Below are 21852 nucleotides of genomic sequence, written 5' to 3'. Positions count from 1 at the left end.
GTTATTAGAATTAGTAGTATTCTCCTGCAGGTGGTGCTCCTGCTCCTGGAGCTGCTCCGTATCCTCCAAAACCATGGAAGCCACCAAAGCCACATCCACAGAAGAAGAATAGAAGGATTATTATCCAAATCCACCAAACATTAAATCCGCAAAATCCGAATCCACCGTAGCCACCGCCATATGGAGCGTAACCACCGTATCCGTATCCATCAGCCATACATATTCCTCCTTGTTATCTTTGTAGTATCTTAATTTTAATCCTAACGTTACTCATTATTTCTTCTTAAGTATCATAATATCATTATATTTCCTACCTACATAAATGTGACTATAATACTGAAAATTTAATATCAATTAAGAAACTACAGCTTATAAACCGAAGGAATGACTGAATAATTATAGGGTTCTAAGATGGAACCCTACAATTTTATGCTTCTTTTAGCTTTGCTTCAATTAATTCCTTAGCTATTTTAGGATTTGCCTGACCTTTTGATTGTTTCATTACCTGTCCCATCAGGTATCCTGCAGCCTGAGGTTTACCACTTTTATAGTCCTCTATGGATTTAGGATTTGCTGCTAATACTTCATCTACAATTTTTTCTAATACATCTGATGAACTTATCTGAGATAATCCTTTTTCTTTAATTATATCTTCTGCATTTTTTCCAGTTGCAAACATCTCATCAAAGACTTCTTTAGCTGCAGTACCACTTATTTTTCCATCTTCAATAAGTTTTATAAGATCATAAAGAGCTTCAGGCTTTAGTGATATGTCTTCACTTTCTATTTCTTTTTCTTTTAGAATTCTAAGTAGGTCTCCTAAAACCCAGTTTGCAGCTATCTTAGGAGTTGCCCCTGCTTTTACTACTTCTTCATAGAACTCTCCTAAAGCTTTATCTCCAACTAAGAATTCAACTTCTTTCTCACCAAGACTATATTGCTCTCTAAATCTATGCTTTTTTGCTTCTGGAAGCTCAGGAATTGTACTTCTAATTGCTTCAATCTGCTCATCCTTTATTATTATTGGAACTAAATCCGGCTCTGGGAAATATCTATAATCATGAGCATCTTCTTTTGATCTCATTGGAACAGTTCTTCCTTTTCCGCTATCCCATCGTCTTGTTTCTTGCTTTATTTTAAACTCTTCTCCATAGGTATATAACTCTCTTTGTCTTTTTTCTTCTTTCTCAATAGCTTTTTGTATTTCTCTAAAGGAGTTCAAATTTTTAAGCTCAACCTTGGCATTTAATTTTTCTTGACCTATAGGTCTTATAGATATGTTAACGTCACATCTTAAAGAACCTCGTTCCATTCTACAATCTGATACACCTGAATATTCTAAAATAGATTTTAAAGTTTTTAGGAATGCTACTGCCTCTTGTGCAGAACGTATATCTGGTTCTGTAACTATTTCTGCAAGCGGTACTCCAACACGGTTATAATCTATCAAAGAAAAAGGTTCATCTTCTAAGTGAACAAGCTTTCCAGCATCTTCTTCTATATGAATTCTATTTAAACGAACTTTCTTTTTAACTCCATCTACGTCAAATTCTACAAAACCTTCACCACATATTGGTAAATCAAACTGTGATGTTTGAAATGCTTTAGGTAGGTCTGGATAAAAATAATTTTTTCTATCCATTTTATTAAGTTTATTTATTTTACAATTAAGTACAGTTCCCGCCCTAACAGCTAAGCTAACTACCTCTTTATTTAATACAGGAAGAGTACCTGGTAATCCCTTACATACTGGACAAGTATGACTATTAGGTTCTGCTCCAAATTCCCTAGAGCAGTTACAAAATATTTTCGTTTTTGTGCTTAATTCAGCATGTATTTCAAGACCAATTATAGTTTCAAACATAATTAAGCTCCTTTCTTTTCAACAAAGTTACGTCTCTTAACTAGTGACTTAGTGCTTTTTAAATCTTATTTCATTAAAGTTTCACTTTATAGATTCTCAGCTAATGTTTTTACATTAAGTTCCTGTTCTAGTGCATAAGCAGCTTTAAGAATTTTCTTTTCTCCAAAATGAGGTCCAATAAATTGAATTCCTATTGGTAATCCATCTTTGCTAAAACCACATGGAAGTGATATAGCTGGAACTCCTGCTAAATTAATATTGACAGTATATATATCAGCTAAATACATTTCCAAAGGATTTTCACTCTTCTCACCGCTCAAGAAAGGAAGCACTGGAGATGTAGGACTTAATATTAAATCATATTTTTGGAAAATGTCTTTAAATTGCTGTTGTATTTTTTTTCTAAGCTTTTGAGCTCTATTGTAATATGCATCGTAATAACCAGAAGAAAGAACATAAGTTCCAAGCATAATTCTTCTCTTTACTTCTTTTCCAAAAGCTTCTGTTCTCGATAACTCCATAAGTTCATCAACATCCGCATAATTTTCAGCTCTATATCCATATCTAATACCATCATATCTAGCAAGGTTTGAACTAGCCTCTGCTGAAGAGATTATATAATATGAAGATAATCCTTCTTCTGTTATAGGTAAGGATATTTCCTCAACCTCAGCTCCCATTTCTTTTAACTTTTCTATAGTTGCTCTGGTTGCCTTCTCTATTTCTTCATTTAATCCCTTACCAAAAAATTCTTTTGGTACTCCTATTTTTAAGCCTTCAACACTTCCATCTAAAGCGCTTAAATAGTCTGTATCTATATGACCTTTGTAACTAGTACTATCCATAGAATCAGTACCAGCAATAACTTCTAAAGTAAGAGCGCAATCTTTTACAGTTTTTCCTAAAGGTCCTATTTGATCTAAGGAAGATGCAAATGCAATCAATCCAAATCTTGATACTGCTCCATAAGTAGGTTTAAATCCAACTACTCCACAGAAGGCTGCTGGCTGTCTTATTGATCCACCAGTATCTGATCCTAAAGCTATTGGTGCTATTCCTGCAGCAACTACAGCAGCAGATCCACCAGATGACCCACCAGGAACTCTTTTTAAATCCCATGGATTTTTAGTCTTTGCAAAGGCTGAATTTTCTGTAGAAGATCCCATAGCAAATTCATCCATGCTAACTTTACCAACAATAACTGCATCCTCTTCTTTCAGCTTTTTAATTACTGTTGCATCATAAGGTGGTATAAAATCTTCAAGCATTTTAGATGCACAGGTAGTTCTGATACTATCAGTACAAATATTATCCTTTATGGCAATAGGAACTCCTGCTAGTTTTCCTACTTTTTCACCTTTTGCAATTTTTTCATCAACAGCCTTTGCTGATTTTAAAGCTTCTTCTTCACATAAAGTTATATATGCCTCTATTTTAGGATCTACCTCTTTTATTCTCTTAAAAAGTTCCGTTACTATTTCCTCAGAGGTAAACTTTTTTTCTTCTATTCCTTTTTTTATTTCATAAGCTGTCATAGCTTCAACTTTCATGCAATTCCCTCCTGAACTAATGTTTTAATTCCATGTAATTTATAACTTAACTTTATATATAACCATGCCCAAAATTTAACTTATACTCCAGGATACATTACTATGCTTCGTCACGTTAAATATTTTTAATTAGTCTAAAGCTCAAGTTTGATAAAAATCTAAGAACTTTGATAAACTCGCTATGCTCAAACATATCTAAAGTTCTAAGATTTTTTATCAAATTTTCGCTAAGACTAATAAAAAATATTTAAATGTGACTTCAGCATTGGTAATGTATCTCTACGTATAAGTTAAATTTAAGTTGTGGTTACATAGGGTTTCTAAGTTACTCTATAATCTTAGGCACTTCTATATAAGTTTCTCTCATACTCTTAACATTTTGGAACAGTTTTTCCTTATCCTCAAATACTACTTCCACATCTTCTCTGACTACAGATTCTAAATCCTTACTATAAGCATTTAAATCTATATCACTTAAATCAAATTTATCTATAGACTCAAAATGTCCTAATATTGCTCCAAACTCCTTAGCCATTTTTTCAGCTTCTTCTTCTGTAAATTTAAGCTTAGCAAGCTTAGCAATGTATTTAACTTCATCTATATTAATCATACAAATATCCTCCTCTTAAAAATCCTATGGTTCTATTCTCTTCATATCTCTAGGAAGTAATGTTGCTTCTCTTATATTGTCAAGTCCAAGAATTTTCATTGTTATTCTTTCTAAACCTATTGCTAATCCTCCATGTGGCGGCATTCCATATCTAAAGCTTTCAATATAGAATCCAAAATCTTCAGGATTTAAACCAAATTTTCTTATATTTTCCTTTAGCATTTCATAATCGTGAATTCTCTGACCACCTGTTGTTATTTCTAAGCCCTTGTATATTAAGTCAAAGCTTTTTGTCATTCCTTCATCATCAGGCATAGCATACATAGGTCTTTTTGCTACTGGATATTTTGTTAAGAATACAAAATCACTATCATATTTTTCTTTTATATATTTTGAAAAAATTGCTTCTCCCTCAGCATCAATGTTTCCTACTGGTGATTTCTTTCCAAACTCTTCTAAAAGTATTCTTTGAGCTTCTGCTAGTGCGATTCTTGGTATTTCTACTTTTTCAGGTAAATTTATATTATATATTTGAAGTTCTTTTTCACAAGTCTTCTTAAGATGTTCAAACATATATCTTATAAAGCCTTCTTCTACGTCCATAATATCATTTTCATCTTCTATGAATCCCATCTCTAGGTCAAGACTTATATATTCATTTAGATGTCTATAAGTATTATGAAGCTCTGCTCTATAGGCTGGAGCTATTTCAAATACTCTTTCAAAACCTGCACCTACCATCATCTGTTTATAAAACTGAGGACTTTGAGCTAGAAATGCTCTACGTTCAAAGTAGTTTACAGTAAACATTTCAGAACCACCTTCAGTACCAGATGCTATAATTTTTGGTGTATGAATTTCTGAAAACTTATTAGCTCTTAAATAATCTCTAAAAGCTGTAACTATTTCTTCTTGAACCTTAAAAACAGCTCTAGCTTTTGGTGCTCTAAGACTTATAGCTCTATGATCTAATTGAGTTTCTAAATGTACTTTCTTCTTAAAATCATTAACTGGTATTGGAAGCATATCATAATAAGTGTTTCCTAAAACTTTTAATTCTTTAACTTGTATTTCTACTCCACCTGGAGCCTTAGCATTTTCAACCTTACTTCCTATTACTTCAATACTCATCTCTAATCTTAAATTTTTAAGTTGTTCCTTATCAACCACAAGTTGAATTATTCCTGTTTTATCTCTAAGATGAACAAATCCAAACTTACCCATGTCATGGATTTTATGTATCCAACCTCTTACTAAAATCTCATCAAATTCAACTTTGTTAACATCCTCCACATAAACTCTTTCTTCAACTCTCTCTACTATATTTTCCATATTTTTACCTCCTAATTATTATAATTATTTATGTAACCGCTGCTCCAACAAAAATATTATAAGAAACTCTACGGATAATGTGTTCTCTGAAACTACATTTTGAGCATATAAAAATCCGCCCTAGTATCTTTGACGATACTGGGACGGATAATATTTCCGCGGTGCCACCCATTTTAGCTAATAGCTCACTCTTTGAGTTCTAAAAACATAAATAATATCAACATATTCCGTATAAGATAGCTTTTTAGAGTTACCACCACTAAAAACATTAGACAAATAAAAAAAACCCTCCTTATACCCTTCGGTATAGGGACGGTTACATTCCGCGGTGCCACCCTAAATTAGCTTTAAGCTCATCTCATCAGTACAGATAACATAATAAAATAATTTATGTTTATACATACCCAGTCCATGTAACGCTGGACATAACGTTTAAGCCTACTCTTTTAAAAATTTCGGTTAAATACTCGAGGGTGTTCTTCCATATAACCTCAATACCTGGCTTTCACCTTTCCAGACTCGCTTTTAATCTTGATTATATTTACTCTCCCTGTCATTGCTTTTAAACAGTTTAAATTTATGCTCTTATTATAATATTGGTATATATATAAGTCAACATGTTTTTGATGATTCTCCAAAACTTTTTTCTATTTTATTTTAGTAACTTAATTTTATTTTCAGTTTTATAATATTATATCAATTTATAGGATATTTATTATAAATTTAATTTTTTTATTACATTTGTGTTTTTCATATATTATTATTTACTTACAAGCTTTTAAAAAATACCTTTTACTGGCTTTTATATATATAATTAAAGTATTCCTACTAATCTGTAACAACAGCTGTTCCTGATGCTGTAACCATAAGCATACTTCCTGCCTGACCTAAAACTTCATAATCTATATCTACACCTACTACTGCATTTGCACCTAAATCTCTAGCTCTTTGCTCCAGCTCCTGAAGTGCTTGGGTTCTCGCCTCAACAAGTTCATCTTCATAGGTTCGTGATCTTCCACCTACTAAATCTCTGATGCCTGCCATAAAGTCTTTTACAAAATTTACTCCAGTAATAACTTCTCCAAAGACTATTCCTCTGTATTCAGTAATTTTTTTACCTTCTATTTGTGTTGTTGTTGTAATAATCATAATAATCCTCCCTTTTATCTCTTAGTATTAATCTATTAAGAAGATATAAAAGTATTGTTTTGTGTGAATTATATTGTTAACTTTATCTTTTCTATGTTATTTTATAAAAATGTTCAGAAGCCTTTAGTCTTCATCAACTAGCTTTCCAAAAAATATAAATGCATATACATTATAAAATAAATATACTAGGTAATTATCCTATTAAGAATTATAAATATATGTACATTTATAAACTTACTAAAGGTTTATGTGTCATATTTTAGCACATATTACCATAGTTGTACATTATTTTGTATATTATATATATTGTTTTCGAGATTTAACAAATGAAGAATATAAGCTTATATTCTTCATTTATCATTATTATGTTTATTTTCTAGTTTTACACTATAAGTAACTGTCTAATAGCTATGTTTCATACTATTGACATAGCTAATGACATAATGGCCACACCATGAGCACCAGATAGCAAAATTTCTTTGTAATTATGATGATTTATTCCACCTATAGCTATAACCGGTATAGAAACATTCTGACAAATTTCTTTAATAAAGCCAATTCCTCTTCCTTCTAGTCCGGGCTTACAATTAGTTTCAAATACATGACCTGCTATTAAATAATCTGCACCTAATTTTTCCGCTTCTACAGCTTCCTCCAACTTATGAACTGAAACTCCTACTATATTATTGTTTATGCTATTAGAATCTATTTTACTCATGTACTTCTCTTTGTTATTAAAAGAGTCTTTCTTCTTAATTTCCATTTGTAGCTCACCTTTAGATATCATACTCCTAAAACCGTTGAAACCTATATGAAACCCATAGGCCCCTATTTCTTTAGCTACTTGAAAATTTCCATTTACAATCAATGGTATACCATAGTTATCCGTTATCTTTTTTATTCCTTCAGCCATTTCCTTCAATTCGTCATAAGATAAATCCTTTTCCCTTAAAAATAAACCATGGGCTCCTTTTGATGCACACTTCTCCACTACATCATAAATATTTCCTTGCTTTATCAAATGCCTATTTGTAACCACATAAATTCTACCATTACCTTTTAACTCAAACATGTTTGTATAACTTACTCCTTTAATGTTTATATAGGATTTCTCTGTGTAAACTTATAGGGTTCCAGACTTGAAACTTAACTTATACGTAGGAATATGTTGCCAAAACTGAAAGCACATTTAAAAACTTTTTATCAGTCTTAGTGAAGTGTTTTAGAAAATCTTAGAACCTTATATATGTTTGAGTGCAACAAGTTTATATAAGGTTCTTTTAAATCTATTATGAAACTACTCTTCCTTTCGTCAGAGTAGTAAGCGATTCGCACAAAATCACAGATTTTGGCTCTCTGCTTAAACACAAACTTTAGACTGATTAAAAGTTTTTAACGTGCTGAAGTTTGGCAACATATTCGGTCGTATAAGTTAAGTTGACCTGCATGAACCCTACATTCCAGTGTTTAGTGCTCCCCAATCTTTGAACACTGGATTATACCCCTTTTTAGTTATTGCTTGCTTAATTTCTTCAACACTTCTACCATCTGCAATATTAAATTGTCCTTCTCCTTTATCTTCAGCAGAATGTCCACCAACCTCTGTAGAAACTCCTGCAGACATTTTTGTCACTCCAAGAGGTATGAAGTTATCTCTAAAATCTGCTCTTTCTCTAGTAGTAATATTTATACCTGCTCTTGGAAGAAATATTTTATAAGCCAAAGCAACTTGTACTATATTTTTATCTGATACTTCATAAATATCAATAGCACTTCCTGCATGTGGTCTTATCCTTGGAACAGACATACTAATTTCTACAGCTGGGTATTTATCCTGTATGTAAGCAGTATGCAGCCCTGAAAAAAACGCTTCACTTCTCCATTCATAAAGTCCTAAAAGTGCACCTACTCCTACGGAATGTATTTTTGCTTTACAAACTCTCTCTGGAGTATCTAATCTATATTTATAATTCTTTTTTGGTCCAGCTAAATGTACTTTATCATAAACTTCTTCATTGTATGTTTCTTGATAAATTGTAAGACTATCTACTCCTGCTTCTATAAGTTCTTCATATTCTTTTTGTTCTAATGGGTATATTTCAATACATATAGAGCTAAAATATTTTTTTAATATTTTTACACAATCTTTTATATAAGATACCGGTGTATGATAAGATGATTCTCCTGTAAGAATTATAATATGCTTAATACCAGTAGCTGCTATTGATTTTGCTTCCTTCTCTACTTCCTCAAAAGTAAGTTTCTTTCTTGCAATTTTATTTTCTACATTATAACCGCAGTAAGCGCATTTATTTTCGCAGTAATTGGCAAGATACATAGGTGTATATAGGACTATGCTTTTCCCAAAATTTCTTAATGTAATATCATGTGCTTTCTGAGCCATAGCCTCTAAATGGTTTTCAGCTTTTGGTGATAACAGTGCTAAGAAGTCCTCTTCATTAATTCTATCTTTTGCAATAGCTCTTTCAATTTGGCTGTCCGTAACTCTTTCAAAATAGTCATGGAAAGCAAAACCCTTATATTCTTTTATTTTTTCATAAAAACTCATTCTTTCACTTCCTATCTTAAGAACCCAGTAAGAGGAGATGATGCTTCTGCATATTCTCTTTGAGCTCCCAGCTTAGATACATAAGCTTTTCTACCAGCCTGTACAGCTAATGAAAAAGCTTCAGCCATAAGTACAGGATCACCTGCAGTTGCTATAGCTGTGTTAACAAGTACAGCATCTGCACCCATCTCCATAGCCTCAGTAGCTTCAGATGGTCTACCTATACCCGCATCTACAACTATTGGCAAGCTTATCTCATCAATTAAAATTCTTATCATTTCCTTGGTTCTTATCCCTCTATTAGTTCCAATAGGTGCTCCTAAAGGCATGACCGCAGCTGCCCCAGCATCCACTAATCTCTTTGCATCCATTAAATCTGGATTCATATATGGAAGAACTACAAAGCCTTCCTTTGCTAAAATTTCTGTAGCTTTTATGGTTTCTAGGTTATCTGGAAGAAGATATTTATTGTCAGAAATAACTTCTATTTTAACCCAATTACCACATCCTGCAGCTCTTCCTAATCTTGCAAGTCTCACAGCCTCTTCAGCATTTCTAGCTCCAGAGGTATTTGGAAGCAAGATAATATCTTTACTAATATAATTCAATATATTTTCATCCTTAGAGTTTAAATCTACCCTTCTTAAAGCCACAGTAATAACCTGAGCACCAGAACTCTTTAAAACCTCTGGTATTACATTATTTGATGAATACTTTCCTGTTCCCACAAATAGTCTACTATTAAGTTCGGTTTCTCCTATTTTTAATTTTTCCATATTATTAGACCTCCAAAACATATTTTTATTATTTTCAAAATAATATATTGTAGGGATTCTCGGTGAAAATTTAACTTATACATAGGGATATATTACCAATGTTGAAGTCACATTTAAATGTTTTTTATTAGTCTTAGCTCGAATTTGAGAAAAATCTTAGAACTTTAGATATGTTTGAGGTACGAGTTTATCAAAGTTCTTTTGCATTGTTATAAAACTCCTCTTCCTTTGGTCAGAGGAGTAAGCGATTCGCACAAAATCACAGATTTTGGCTCTCTGCTTAAATTCGAGCTTTAGACTAATTAAAAATATTTAACGTGACGAAACATGGTAATATATCCGGTCGTATAAGTTAAATTTTCGCTCTATCCCCCTATAATATTTTATTACGTTATTCTTCACCAAGTATAACTCTCAAAACCGCATTTGCTTGATGATTTGCAGCAATAGCAACCCTAGGTGCCATAAGACCACACCCCGGCTTGGCCTCATTTTCTCCATCTCCTATTAAGTAAAAGTTATCTTTTATCTTTTTCGTGGCAATAGTATTACTTGAAAAATATCCAGCCATACCTGAAGCTGCTATGATTTTTTTGTCTTTCATTTTACTTAAAACCGTATTTACTAATACAGCTTTAGAAACAGGGTTGTCAAAAGCTTCTACTATTATATCCACATCTTTGAAAATATCTATAATATTATTTTCATCTAAAAATGCATCTTTCTTTTCAACTCTAACAAATGGATTACAATCACTTATTATTTGTTCTAAAGCATGAGTTTTTTTCATTCCTAAATGCTTAATAAAGTATTGTTGTCTATTTAAATTACTAGGTTCCACAACATCAAAATCTACTAATACAAGCCTTCCAATTCCTACTCTAGCAAGAGATACAGCCACATTTGACCCAAGTCCTCCAAGTCCTGCAATACCTACACTACATTCTTTTATTTTGTTATGAACAAAAGGTGTATGTCTTGCTAAAAGCATGGCTTCCATGTCTTCTAGCTTAGGTATTTCTCCTTTTTTTATAAATACTACCTTATCATTTTCATTTAATACATAATCTTCTTTTATGATAAAGCCATTATACACAACTATATCAGCATCTTCTTTAACCATACTTCTTAATTGAAAAACTGTAGTATTCTGCTCTACTTCTGTTTTTCTCTCATTTAAGAAAATATTCATGTTAACCGCCTCCAACAAATCTAATTATTTCAACCTTAGAGTCAGTGCTTAATATTTTTACTGAAAATTCATCTTTATTTATTATTTCTAAATCTACTTCTACTACCACCTTATTTGAATCTAATTTCAATTCTTCCAGCATTTCAGTTATAGTGATTCCACCCTTAAAATTTATAGCTTCTCCATTTATAATCATTTTCTCACCTTCTTTCCTATGAAGTAAAACTTATGCAAAATTTCTTAAAGCTAACTTCTTAAGTTAGTTTATACCATAGCAAACTGGCACTAATACCTTCGCTAATTAAAGAGAACCTCTTGTTCTAGGTATAAAATGGATAAAAAACAAAAAGGAAGCAAAAAAGTGCTTCCCTCATAATTCTAAATAAGACCAAATTTTGTGTTACTAAAAATAAGCATAACACAAAAACATCCATTCTCTCCCTACGTTGGCATTACCCAAATCAGGTTATGAGGGTAAGGAATAACATTCCACTCTCAGCCTATTAGTATAGACTCCCCTTAGCTATTAAATTTTTACAGGTTTATAAATTCAATTTATCATAATTCAAAAATAAAATCAATAACCATGTCAGGCTTCATTTGGTTAAAATTCATCTATATGGATTTGTTACATAAAAATATCCCTCTTAACTATACTCTTTAAGTTGACCTGCAGGAACCATAAATGCGTGTTAGAATAGTTATTTCTCTTCTACGAAATATTTCATACTACTTTTTTTTAATTCTCTTGTACTATATAAAATTTTATAATCTGTTATCTTAATAACATCAGCTATTTTTTTAATAACATTTTCACATATTTCTCTACTCTCGCTATGTATCATAGTAAATAAATTATATGGCCAATCTTCATAAGTTTGCCTTTCATAGCAATGTGTTACTTCACTAAAAGAACATATTAAATTTCCAATGTGCTCTATCCTTTCTCCTGGAACTTTCCATACAACCATAGCATTGGCTTTAAATCCGGCTTCCCTATGAAATAACACCCCACCTATCCTCTTTATAATACCCCTATGATGTAAGGTATTTATGTTAGCTAACAACTCTTCTTCAGTAATTCCAAGCTCTTCAGCTAATTTCTTATAAGGTTCATTACATAAAGGAATATCTCCAGATAATCTTTTAACTATATTTTTTTCTAATAAGCTTAGCATCATCTATCTCCCTTAACATATTAAAAGTAGCGTTAATTTTAAATAATCTAACTGCCGGTAAAGTAAGTACTTTTTCTAACTCACTTTCAACCTTTATACTGTTAACAATTTCATCTACTCTATCTTTAGATGGTGCAATTATAGTAAACCAAATGTTATAATAATAATTTCTAACATAATTATGTGTTATCTCGTTAAACTTGTTTATAATCCTAGCTACTTTATCAATTTTTTCATCAGGTACACTTATGGCACACAATGTACTGTAATAACCTAATTTCTTAGAATCAACAATTCCGCCTAATCTTCTAATATACCCTTGTGATTTTAATTTATCTGTTCTAGCTATAACCTCTTCTTCAGTAATATTAAGTTCATTAGCTAACTTTAAAAATGGACTTGACTCCATAGGTAATCCTTTCTGCAATAAGTTTAACAGCAGTCTGTCTAGTTCATCCATAAATTCACCTCTATAAATTTATATTGCCTATTTAATTGTGTTAATACATATAGTATCTTCTGCCATATAGTTTCCACTATTATAGTATGATGCTCTTGCCCTACATCCACCGCAATTTTTTTTACTTTTACAAATACCACAGTTGCCTTCATACTGTAAAGTCCTTAATTTATTAAATATACTACTCTCTGACCAGATTTTGCTAAAGGGGCTTTCTTTAACATTGCCGGCTAATTCCTTCAAATATGCACAAGGTTGAACATTTCCTTTTGGATCTATAATACAATAACTGGTTCCCGCTAAGCAACCTTTAGTAAATCTAGTTTCCATGCCTATATCTTTTGCAACTCTTATAAATTGAGGTGCACAAGTGGGCTTTATCTCCATGCTAGTTTCTTGTTGTTTCTTCATTAACAAGTATAATAAATGTTCATATTCTTCAGTATCCAAAATTTCATTTTCAATATTTTCTCCTCTGCCTGTAGGAACTAAGAAGAATGGGTGATATGCACGGGCTCCCATAGCCTCAGCAAAATTAGCCATATTAATAATTTCATCCTTATTCCACTTCATAACTGTTGTATGAATCTGAAACGGCAGTCCAATATTTCTACAATTTTTCATTCCAAACAAAGTATCTCTCCATGCGTTATCACATTTTCTAAATTTATTGTGTCTATTTCCATCAACACTGTCTAAACTAATTCCTGCAGCTTTTAATCCACACTGTTTTAGTTTTTTTACATTCTCTTCAGTTAGAAGCGTCCCATTACTTCCTAAAACAGGGCGTAAACCTAGTTCATCAGCATAGCTTATAAGTTCAAATATATCTTTTCTCATAAGTGGTTCTCCACCTGAAAAGATCATTATTTTAAAACCAGCCTTTGCAATTTCTTCTAATAAAGATTTTCCTTGTTCTGTTGTAAGTTCTCCTTCATTTTCTAAACCAGAATTTCTATAGCAGTGATCACAATACATGTTACACTTATTAGTGGTGTTCCAAGATACTATCATTGTTTCCCTCCTAAATCAATCCAATTTCGTCGCTTATACCAATTTCCTCATTAGTTAAATAACAGGCTGGATCTGATGCCCAAAAATCTCTGGTTATAGCTTCCGCTCGAGCTCTAAAGTTTCCATTACATAGGGATATCCATTTACACTTACTGCAGCGTCCCTTAAGTAAAGGCTTTCTATCTCTTAAACCTCTTAAAATATCGTGTTGGCTGTTCATCCAAATATGGCTAAACTTATTTTCTCTTAGGTTTCCAAAGGTATGATTCCAGGTAAATTGATCTGGATGAACATTGCCGTTATAATCTACATTGGCAAAGGCCATACCAGACCTATTACCACCGTTAAGCTTTATTAACTGCAAAATTTTTTCAGCTAAGTTTGGGTGTTTCTTCAAAGCTTGCAGGTATACATATACAGCATCTGCATGATTATCTACTGTTAAAATTTCTACATTTTCTCCAAGTTCTAAAGTTTTTTCAATAATAAAATCCATAGCGTTTCTTGTTTCTTCTTTTGTTATATCTTCCTTTATCATTTCGTTTCCTCTTCCTGAATAAACTAAATGATAAAAGCATACTCTTGGTATTTTTTCTTCTTTAATAAGCTTAAAAATATCCCCTAGCTGATCGTAATTATAACGGTTAATTGTAAATCTTAGACCTACTTTTTGTCTAACCTCTAAGCAATTCCTTATTCCTTTTATTGCTTTTTCAAAAGCACCTTTAGTTTTTCTGAATTCATCGTGCCTTGAACCTATTCCATCTAAACTTACCCCAACATATCCTACATTTAACTTATTTAATGTTTCACATACTTCTTTATCTAAAAGAGTGCCATTAGTAGAAATAGTACTTCTAATATTATATGTATTAGAATGCTCAATTAGGCTGAATATATCTTTTCTCATCAAAGGTTCACCACCTGAAAAAAGTATAACAGGTATCCTAAACTCCCCTAAGTCTTTAATGAAATCCTTTGCTTCCTCAGTGCTGAGTTCTTCTTGGTATGTTTTGCTATCAGAATCAGCATAACAGTGCATACATTTAAGATTACATGTTCTAGTACAGTTCCAAACCACTACTGGACCTTTTCCAGAACTAACTCCATACTTTTCCTGAGCAGCACCCGAGATATAGCGCAATTTATCCCCAAAATTTTCAGATCCACATAATAGCTTTGTTATTCCTATCATACATATAGCTCCTTGATTATATTCTTCAAGAGTTAGGATAAGCGGCACTAAGCTCCTGAAGTCGTAAAACAAATTCCATCTAATTCAAGTTTCAATTTATAATTTTCACAGTATATATGTAAATTATACCAACAAGTTATTATAAATACCAGCAACCACAATAATTTATGTTGCTTTGCCACTTATTCTTTGACTGGCGTAGTTTCATTTATACCTCTTAATATTTTTTCTATATTTAATGAATACCCTTTAATTATGGTACGCACTGTATATATATTTGCTATACTTTTCGCAATTTTATAATTTAAATCATATACTATATAAGTAGGCTTTACTGCATATTAGGCATAATAAAAGAATATATACAAATAAAATGATTTTTATGTATATTTTGTCAGTTTTATTACCATGGATTCAAGTATACTTCCTCTTTACTATTTGCTAAAAACATTTATTATACGATATAATAGTTTATGTAATTTTTAATTTCTATATATACAAAAATATTACAGCAAGGAGGTATTTTTCAGTGTTAATAAACAGGTTACTTACAGGAACCCATATAAGACTATGCTCTTTTAAAGATGATGATCTATATATATTTGAATCTTGGTACAATAATACAGAGTTTCTTAGACTTTATGACGTTGTTCCTGCGTTTCCTAAGTCTCAAGATCAACTTAAAGAAATGTTACATAACATTAAAAAATCCAATGACAAGTATATTTTTGCTGTAAGATCCATTAAAGATAATACCTTAGTAGGGGTAACGGGTTTTGAAAATATACTTTGGAATAATGGTACAGCAATTGTATATATAGGAATTGGAGATATTGACTCTAGGGGAAAAGGCATTGGTAATGAAGCCTTATATCTTACTATGGAATTTGGATTTCAAGAACTAAATCTTCATAGAATTCAACTGACAGTGTTATCCTATAATAAACCAGCTATAAGCTTATATGAAAAATTAGGATTTAAAAGAGAAGGAACATATAGAGAGTACATTCATAGAGATGGTAAGCGCTATGATATGTATCTTTATGGAATTCTTCGTCAAGAGTGGGAAGATATGCATAAAAATAACCTCTAAATCTCTACAAGCTTTTATAGTATACTTTTGGTTACTATAAAACTAAAAAGTGCATACTTCTCTGATTTATACATAAAGTTATATAATTAAATTGACATATTTATTAAATTTTATAGGGTTTCATCTGAATTGTTATAGAATTATTTTATAAATAAATTTATAGGACAAGGAGAGTATTTATGCTGAATTTTAATCCTATAACTATTGATGATAAACAAATTCTAGATAAGTATTTAAGAGATTATCCGTTTACTACTAGTGAATATTCTTTTACTAATCTACTTATTTGGAGAAAGGGTTGTGATATTCAATATACTATATATAATGATGTACTTATAATAAAAAAGAGAGATTTCAAAGAAAAATATCATTTTATGCAGCCTATTGGATATAAAAAAGAAAACCTTAAAGATATAATTGAAGAATTAAAAATATACAAAAAAGAGAACAGGATGAATTATCTTTTCAAGGATGTAGAAAATTCATTTCTAAATGATCTTAGAGATATCTATGGAGATGAAGCTCATGTGGAAGAAGATGTTGATAACTTTGATTATATATATTGCAGCCATAAACTTATGACTTTATCAGGTAAAAAGCTTCATAGCAAAAAAAATCATTACAACCATTTCATTAAAAACTACAATTATTTAGTGAAAGATTTTTCAGAGTCTGGTGTTATAGAAGATTGTATTCTTGCGGCGGAAAGATGGTATGATGAAAATTATGATGGCAGCACCTATATAACCTATGAGTTAGAAGGAATAAAAGAAATATTAAATTATACTGATGAATTAAATCTTAAAGGTATGGCAGTTTATGTAGATAATGAAATAGCTGCTTTTACTATTGCTGAGCGTGTAAATGATAATATGGCAATAGTTCATATTGAAAAAGGTAAAACAAATATTAATGGAATATATGCCTTTACCAATAAGACTTTTGTTGAAAGATATTTAAGTGAAGTAAAATATGTTAACAGAGAGCAGGATTTAGGAATTGAGGGCTTAAGAAAAGCAAAAAAATCTTATTATCCCATAAAACTTGAGGAAAAATATTGTGTAAATCTATAAATCTAAAGACATGATTATAGAATGTTTTTATTAGTCTTTATATAGGTTAAAGTACAGGAACACTGAGAAAATTTAAGCCTTAGTGTTCCTGTGCTTTTATATAAAGTAAAACTTAGTTCTCACATTTAGTTTATCCCATGACTACCCGATCTAATACTCCCATCTGCTTCAAGTTTCACTTTATCTTATCATCTCCTAGCAGTTAGCTACATTATAAGTAAAATTTATTTTAGGATTTTATAAGTAATATAGTTTTCTTATCCCATGTATTCCTGTACTTACTCTATGAAACTTTATAGTTTGTATGATATAATTCCATTATAACAGTTAAAGAAGGAGTGATATATTTGAAAAAAGTATTTAGTTTAGTTGCAGCAGCAGCTATTACAGTAAACTTTACTAGCTTAGCTCTCGCAAAAGGTGGCTATAATGTTGAAAGATTATATGGTGCAGACAGGTATAAAACATCTGTTAGTATTTCAAACAGTTATAACAAGGGTGAAAAATTACAAAATGTAATAATTGCTAGCGGAAAAGATTTTCCAGATGCCTTAGCAGGAAGTGTCCTTTCTAAAAAATTAAATGCGCCTATAGTATTATCAAATAACAACTTAAGTGAAAATACAGATACTATTCAATACATAGAGAATAACTTGGATAAAAGCGGTACCATATATTTATTAGGGGGAACAGCCTCTGTAAGCGAAGAGTTTATAGAACATATGAAAACACTTGGGTATACTAACCTTGTAAGACTTGGTGGAAAAGATAGATTTGATACTAATAAATCCATCGTGAACTTTATGAAGGTAGAAAAAGGTACTCCAATTGTTATTGCAAATGCATATGGATTTGCTGATGCCCTTAGCGTTTCTAGCATTGCAGCTTCAAAGGGCTATCCAATAATAATGACATCAAATTCAAGTTTATCAACAGAAGCTAAAGATATGATTAAAAATATAAATCCTAGCAAAGTTTACATAGTTGGAGGATATGCTTCTGTGGGGGATGGTGTTACTGCTGAACTTAGTAAACTGCTTCCTTCATTAGGTAGCAGTAACATCATAAAATTAGCTGGCAGCACTAGATATGAAACCTCATTAGCTATATCTGAGTATTTTAGTACAGATACTGATACTGCAGTGCTTGCTAATGGCACAAACTTTCCTGATGCTTTGTCTGGTAGTGCACTAGCATCTAAACTTAATGCACCGATACTTCTTACTAATGGACAAGATATAAGTAATCAAAAGGACTTTATAGATAATAAGAGCTTTAAGAATATAATTTTACTAGGGGGCTTTGCTTCCATAGATATTCCTGTAGAATATTCTTTAAAAGGTTCCGACAATATAACACCAGAGGAAAAGAATTATATAGATAACTTGCTGTCCTATTCTGAAAGCTATATCAGTAAAACTAAAGGTATTACAAAGTATATGGAGGACATCTCAAATGAGGTTATGTCTGAGAGCAGCCTTGAAAATACAGATGATCCTAGCCAGCTATTCAGTGAGCTAGATAACTTTATTAATATCTACAATGATTGTAAGGCTACTGTGGAAACTTATAAGCAAGATTTGATTACCCTAAGAGATTCAGCATCAAATTTACAAGCTCAAAATGGTTTAGAATTTTTAAAAGAAGATTATATAAAAAGTATAAATTTGGATATAGAATCTTCAGATCAGGCTATTAATTTAATAAGCTCATACATTGATATTTTTAATTCCCTAAAAGACGCTGCTAGTACTGGAGACGTAAACAAGCTTCAGTTGACTATTCAAAAACTTGAGGAAACTAATTCAAGTAATGTTGACCAAGCTAATAATTTAAGCAGTGGTGAGACAGATATAAAGAAACTTAAAGAAAGATTAGATGTTATAAAAGCAAGTATGAACTAGCAAAAAACCGCTCGGTGTATCCGAGTGGTTTTTTTAAAACAATATTTGTTGCCCTCTTTTATTAATTTCTACAATTTCTGTACGTTGCCATTTAAATTTATTTTTAAAATCCTCTGTAACTGTAGGATCATTTGCAAAATGCATAGGTATAAACAACATAGGTTCCAAGTTTTCTATAAAGTATTTTCCACCTAAATAATAATATTCTTCAAGTCTATGGTCTACGGGAAAGAAAGCTATATCAATCTTTTCATGCTTAAGATTGCTGATTTGCTGTTTAAAGGCTTTAGCCATTTCTTCATTGTAGTCATCACTTTCATCCTTCCAATGCCACCAGTTTAAATCACCAGCATGAAATATATTCAATTTATCAACTTTTACGAGAAATGAAACCCCTAGATCTGTTGACCCATAAGCCTTAATAAAAGCAGCTCCTAAATTTAAACTACTTCCTTCTGCAATAATATAGCTCTCTGGATAAGTATCTTTTAGCTGTATATCACTACTTAACACATACTTAATATTAGAGTTTATATTTTTCCATTCAAAAATTATGGGATTAAAGTGATCTCCATGGCTATGCGAAGCAAAAACTATTATGTTTTTTTCAGTTTTGAAAACTTCATCTGGAATTACTCCGCTGCTTAAACTGATTTCTTCACTAACGCCTTTATGGTTAAAGTAATCAAAAATCAATATATGAGTTTTTGTTTCAACTATAAATCCACTATGATATAAATAGTTAATTTTAGCTTTAACATTATCCATAATTTTTCCTTCCTTCTTATAATCTAATATTATCTTTTATTTGGAAGAATTTCTGTCCAATATCCATCTGGATCTGCAATAAAGTAAAGACCCATTTCATTATTTTCATAGCATATACAGCCCATATTTTTATGAAGCTCATGTGCTGCATCATAATCGTCTACTCTTACAGCCATATGAATTTCGTTATCGCCTAAATTATATGGTTCTTTTCTATCTCTTAACCAAGTAAGTTCTAGTGAATAATTAGTAACACCATCTTCTAAATAAACTAAGATAAAATCTCCGTTTGGATGATTATGTCTTCTAACTTCACTAAAGCCCAAGGCTTCCTTATAGAATTTAAGACTTTTTTCAAGATCTAATACATTAATATTGTTATGATCAAAAGTAAATTTCATTAAAAACACTCCTTTGAATATAAAAATAACTACATAGTTTGATTATTGCAATAATAATCATTAAAACTATTATATAACTTTAATTTTTAAAATAGTAGTAGTAACTTTTTTGTTTTATAGTATGTAAAAGCATACTATTGTTTAATGTTCAGCTTATTAAATTTCAAATACCTTTTTTCTGTAAGCACGTAAGCCTTGTGTTACTCCAATTTAACTTTTTGTAGAATACTAGTGCCGAAGAATTGTTAATATCCGCCAGCAATTGTAATCTTTTAGCACCTTTCTCAACTGCCCAGCTTTCCATTGCACTAAGCAGTTCTCTTCCAATACCTTGTTTTCTATAATTTTCATCAATAACTACGTCTTCTACTAAAACAGATATGCCACCTTCAGCAGTTGAAACCAATATTTGACCAGAAGTCATTCCTACAATATGCTGTTCGAATTCCGCTACGAATATACAACGGTTATCCTGATCCTGAAGCATCATACGAAGCCCTCGTCTCTGCTTCTCTTCATCAAAAACAAAGTCTTCCTCAATAGAAAAAAGAACCTTTAATAGTTCAACCAGCATTTCAATATCGTTATGTTGTGCCTTTCTTATAGTAAAAGATGCTTTCATCGTCAAAACTCCTTTCTATTCCTTAAGGCATCTTCAAAAAAATAACTAGCCAATTTAACGGGTAATTTTTTTCAGATACCTAAAACAAAAGCCTGAATCCATTTTATGAAACAGGCTTTTTGTATAATACACTAAATTTCTTTATTTTAAATTACTTCTCACTATTAGGTTTTACTTTTCCATACTTAGGTGAGAGTTTCTACTTCAATACTGCTCCTGTGTTAGCTGAAGTAACTAATTTTGCATATCTACCTAAATAACCTTTAGTGATTTTAGGTTCTGGTTTAACGTATTTTTCTCTACGTTTTGCAAGCTCTTCTTCACTAACTAATACTTCTAGTTTCTTATTTGGTATATCTATAGAAATTGTATCCCCTTCTTCTACAAGTCCTATGATTCCGCCTTCCATAGCTTCTGGAGATACGTGGCCTATAGCTGCTCCTCTTGTTGCTCCGGAGAATCTTCCATCAGTTAAAAGTGCTACGTCTTTATCCAATCCCATACCTGCTATAGCAGAAGTTGGAGATAGCATTTCTCTCATACCTGGACCTCCCTTTGGTCCTTCGTATCTTATAATGATCACATCACCTTTGTTTATCTTTCCTCCAAATATTGATTGAACAGCTTCTTCTTCTGAATTGAATACTCTTGCTGGACCCTGATGCTTAAGCATTTCTTTTGCTACAGCTGACTCTTTTACTACTGCACCATCTAAAGCTAAGTTTCCTCTTAATATAGCAAGTCCACCTTTGTTGCTGTAAGGTGCCTCTATAGAATGAATTACATTGTTATCACGTACAACCTTATCTTTTATATTCTCTCCTACTGTTTTTCCTGTTACAGTTAAGGCATTTTCACATATAAGTCCATTTTTTGATAACTCATTCATTATTGCTGGAATTCCACCTGCAAGAGCTAAATCTTCTATATGATGTTTTCCACTAGGACTTAATTTAGTTAAACAAGGAGTTTTAGCACTTATTTCATCAAATAGACTTAGATCAAATTCAATACCTGCTTCATGAGCTATAGCAGGTAAATGCAATACTGTATTTGTTGATCCTGCCATGGCCATATCCACTGCTATTGCATTTTTAAAGGC

22 protein-coding genes, 1 riboswitch and 1 other annotated feature are annotated in these 21852 nt (G+C 31.5%); of the genes, 3 read left to right on the top strand and 19 right to left on the bottom strand.

From position 1 onward, the window contains the following. Positions 1–10: 10 nt before the first annotated feature. The 15 genes from HGI79_RS16375 to nirJ1 all read right to left on the bottom strand — a co-directional run bounded on the left by HGI79_RS16375 (position 11) and on the right by nirJ1 (position 14889). Positions 11–217 carry a hypothetical protein gene (locus HGI79_RS16375; protein WP_185651782.1) on the bottom strand — a complete coding sequence of 69 codons (207 nt, stop codon included), beginning with the start codon at positions 215–217 and terminating at the stop codon, positions 11–13. A 210-nt stretch (positions 218–427) separates the two neighbouring features. Next, positions 428–1867: an Asp-tRNA(Asn)/Glu-tRNA(Gln) amidotransferase subunit GatB gene (gene gatB, locus HGI79_RS16370; RefSeq protein WP_185651780.1), complete on the bottom strand. Its 1440-nt coding sequence runs from the start codon at positions 1865–1867 to the stop codon at positions 428–430. Between the two features lie 83 nt (positions 1868–1950). Further along, positions 1951–3414, bottom strand: coding sequence for an Asp-tRNA(Asn)/Glu-tRNA(Gln) amidotransferase subunit GatA (gene gatA / locus HGI79_RS16365; protein ID WP_185651762.1), 1464 nt, complete (start codon positions 3412–3414; stop codon positions 1951–1953). 325 nt (positions 3415–3739) lie between these two features. Then, positions 3740–4024, bottom strand: coding sequence for an Asp-tRNA(Asn)/Glu-tRNA(Gln) amidotransferase subunit GatC (gene gatC / locus HGI79_RS16360; RefSeq protein ID WP_185651761.1), 285 nt, complete (start codon positions 4022–4024; stop codon positions 3740–3742). Between the two features lie 24 nt (positions 4025–4048). Further along, positions 4049–5356: an aspartate--tRNA(Asn) ligase gene (gene aspS, locus HGI79_RS16355; RefSeq protein WP_185651760.1), complete on the bottom strand. Its 1308-nt coding sequence runs from the start codon at positions 5354–5356 to the stop codon at positions 4049–4051. A 305-nt stretch (positions 5357–5661) separates the two neighbouring features. Then, positions 5662–5922 (bottom strand) — a binding site (T-box leader). Positions 5923–6184: 262 nt separating this feature from the next. Beyond that, complete coding sequence (locus tag HGI79_RS16350) at positions 6185–6505, bottom strand: putative heavy metal-binding protein (RefSeq protein WP_185651759.1); 321 nt, start codon at positions 6503–6505, stop codon at positions 6185–6187. Between the two features lie 415 nt (positions 6506–6920). Next, positions 6921–7577, bottom strand: coding sequence for a thiamine phosphate synthase (locus HGI79_RS16345; protein ID WP_185651758.1), 657 nt, complete (start codon positions 7575–7577; stop codon positions 6921–6923). Positions 7578–7958: 381 nt separating this feature from the next. Then, on the bottom strand, positions 7959–9074 hold the full coding sequence (gene thiH, locus HGI79_RS16340) for a 2-iminoacetate synthase ThiH (protein WP_185651757.1): 1116 nt from the start codon (positions 9072–9074) through the stop codon (positions 7959–7961). Between the two features lie 11 nt (positions 9075–9085). Continuing rightward, the gene (locus tag HGI79_RS16335) at positions 9086–9850 is read right to left on the bottom strand and encodes a thiazole synthase (RefSeq protein ID WP_185651756.1); all 765 of its coding nucleotides are present in this window, start codon (positions 9848–9850) and stop codon (positions 9086–9088) included. Between the two features lie 391 nt (positions 9851–10241). Next, entirely contained in the window at positions 10242–11042 is an 801-nt protein-coding gene (gene thiF, locus HGI79_RS16330; protein ID WP_185651755.1) for a sulfur carrier protein ThiS adenylyltransferase ThiF, read from the bottom strand. A 1-nt stretch (position 11043) separates the two neighbouring features. Next, a complete protein-coding gene (gene thiS / locus HGI79_RS16325; RefSeq protein WP_185651754.1) occupies positions 11044–11238 on the bottom strand; it encodes a sulfur carrier protein ThiS in 195 nt (64 codons plus the stop codon). 225 nt (positions 11239–11463) lie between these two features. Then, positions 11464–11572: riboswitch (TPP riboswitch) on the bottom strand. A 171-nt stretch (positions 11573–11743) separates the two neighbouring features. Then, a complete protein-coding gene (locus HGI79_RS16320) occupies positions 11744–12220 on the bottom strand; it encodes an Lrp/AsnC family transcriptional regulator (protein WP_185651753.1) in 477 nt (158 codons plus the stop codon). Further along, positions 12189–12680, bottom strand: coding sequence for an AsnC family transcriptional regulator (locus tag HGI79_RS16315; protein ID WP_185651752.1), 492 nt, complete (start codon positions 12678–12680; stop codon positions 12189–12191). Before HGI79_RS16315 ends, HGI79_RS16320 begins: the two co-directional genes overlap by 32 nt. Before the next feature lie 27 nt (positions 12681–12707). Beyond that, positions 12708–13694 carry a putative heme d1 biosynthesis radical SAM protein NirJ2 gene (gene nirJ2, locus HGI79_RS16310; RefSeq protein ID WP_185651751.1) on the bottom strand — a complete coding sequence of 329 codons (987 nt, stop codon included), beginning with the start codon at positions 13692–13694 and terminating at the stop codon, positions 12708–12710. Between the two features lie 10 nt (positions 13695–13704). After that, positions 13705–14889, bottom strand: a complete 1185-nt coding sequence (nirJ1, locus tag HGI79_RS16305; protein WP_185651750.1) for a putative heme d1 biosynthesis radical SAM protein NirJ1 — start codon at positions 14887–14889, stop codon at positions 13705–13707. Positions 14890–15418: 529 nt separating this feature from the next. Between nirJ1 and HGI79_RS16300 the strand changes: the two genes are divergently transcribed. The 3 genes from HGI79_RS16300 to HGI79_RS16290 all read left to right on the top strand — a co-directional run bounded on the left by HGI79_RS16300 (position 15419) and on the right by HGI79_RS16290 (position 18959). Next, a complete protein-coding gene (locus HGI79_RS16300) occupies positions 15419–15982 on the top strand; it encodes a GNAT family N-acetyltransferase (RefSeq protein ID WP_185651749.1) in 564 nt (187 codons plus the stop codon). A 179-nt stretch (positions 15983–16161) separates the two neighbouring features. After that, entirely contained in the window at positions 16162–17055 is an 894-nt protein-coding gene (locus HGI79_RS16295; RefSeq protein WP_185651748.1) for a DUF2156 domain-containing protein, read from the top strand. 347 nt (positions 17056–17402) lie between these two features. Further along, a complete protein-coding gene (locus HGI79_RS16290; RefSeq protein ID WP_185651747.1) occupies positions 17403–18959 on the top strand; it encodes a cell wall-binding repeat-containing protein in 1557 nt (518 codons plus the stop codon). Positions 18960–18992: 33 nt separating this feature from the next. Here the strand turns inward: HGI79_RS16290 and HGI79_RS16285 are convergent, their stop codons facing one another. The 4 genes from HGI79_RS16285 to HGI79_RS16270 all read right to left on the bottom strand — a co-directional run. After that, entirely contained in the window at positions 18993–19727 is a 735-nt protein-coding gene (locus tag HGI79_RS16285) for an MBL fold metallo-hydrolase (RefSeq protein WP_185651746.1), read from the bottom strand. Between the two features lie 29 nt (positions 19728–19756). After that, positions 19757–20128: a VOC family protein gene (locus HGI79_RS16280; RefSeq protein ID WP_185651745.1), complete on the bottom strand. Its 372-nt coding sequence runs from the start codon at positions 20126–20128 to the stop codon at positions 19757–19759. Between the two features lie 163 nt (positions 20129–20291). Further along, positions 20292–20750: a GNAT family N-acetyltransferase gene (locus HGI79_RS16275; protein WP_185651744.1), complete on the bottom strand. Its 459-nt coding sequence runs from the start codon at positions 20748–20750 to the stop codon at positions 20292–20294. 199 nt (positions 20751–20949) lie between these two features. Next, on the bottom strand, positions 20950–21852 hold a 903-nt coding region (locus tag HGI79_RS16270), incomplete at its 5' end, for a dihydroxy-acid dehydratase (protein ID WP_185651743.1).

This window comes from Clostridium sp. DJ247, assembly GCF_014231265.1.
This window is presented reverse-complemented; position numbering and strand designations above follow the sequence as displayed.